Here is a 1,150-nt window from a genome sequence, read left to right on the forward strand (position 1 = left end):
GGGGATGTCCTGTTTTTTGTGTGTGGGGCGGTTTCTGAATCTGTCCTCGTGTCGTTCAGCGTGGTGCGAGGGTGAAGCGGTCGCCGTATAGTATCGCGAACTGGTTCATCGCCGATTTCCACTCCTTGCTCGCCCGCTTCCAGTCCGCGGTGATGTTGCGCAAGGCCAGCCAGATCAGCTTGGTGGCCGCCTCGTCGCTTGGGAAGTGCCCGCGGCTCTTGATGATCTTGCGTAACCGCGAATGCACGCTCTCGATGGCGTTGGTGGTGTAGATGATCCGCCGCACTTCGGGCGGGAACGCGAAGAACGGGATCACCCGGCTCCACGCCCGCCGCCAGGCCGCGACCACGGTCGGGAAGCGCTGGCCCCACGGCCCTGCCTCGAACGCGTCCAGCGCGCGCTCGGCGGCCTCCGCGCTCGGTGCGGTGTAGATCGGCTTGATCGCCGCGGCCAGCGCCTTACGGTCCTTCCAGCTCGCATAGTCGAGGCTGTTGCGGATCAGGTGCACGATGCAGGTCTGCAGGGTCGTGGCCGGAAACACCGCCTCCAGTGCCTCCGGCAGGCCCTTCAGGCCGTCGGCCACGCCGATCAGCAGGTCCGTGACCCCGCGGGTCTTGAGATCGTTGAACACCTTCATCCAGAACTTCGCGCCTTCGGTGTTCTCGATCCAAAGCCCCAGAATGTCGCGGGTCCCGTCCGGCAGCACGCCCAAGGCCAGATACACCGCCTTGTTGCGCACCACGCCGTCCTCACGGATCTTCACCCGCAGGGCATCGAAGAACACCACCGGGTACATCGGCTCCAGCGGCCGGGCCTGCCAGGCCCCCACCTCGGTCATCACCGCGTCGGTGACGGCGCTGATGAACTCCGGTGACACCTCGATGGCGTACATCTCGGCCAGATGGCCCTGAATCTCGCGCACCGACATGCCGCGGGCATACATCGAGATGATCCGGTCGTCAAAGCCGGCAAACCGGCGCTCATGCTTCGGGATCAGCTGCGGTTCGAAGCTGCCGGCCCGGTCGCGGGGCACCTCGATCCGCAGCGGCCCGCCGTCGGTCAGCACGGTCTTGCCGCTGCGGCCGTTGCGATGGTTCCCGCAGCCGCCCTCGGGGCTGGCCAAGTGCACGCCCAGCTCAGCCCCCAAGGC

1 protein-coding gene is annotated in these 1,150 nt (G+C 66.4%); it reads right to left on the reverse strand.

The annotated features are described in order from the left end of the window. Positions 1–55: 55 nt before the first annotated feature. A partial coding sequence (locus tag Tfont_RS14355) for an IS256 family transposase (RefSeq protein WP_143969932.1) occupies positions 56–1,150 on the reverse strand: 1,095 nt, incomplete at its 5' end.

It is taken from the genome of Tepidimonas fonticaldi (assembly GCF_007556755.1).
Classification (GTDB): Bacteria; Pseudomonadota; Gammaproteobacteria; order Burkholderiales; family Burkholderiaceae_C; genus Tepidimonas; species Tepidimonas fonticaldi.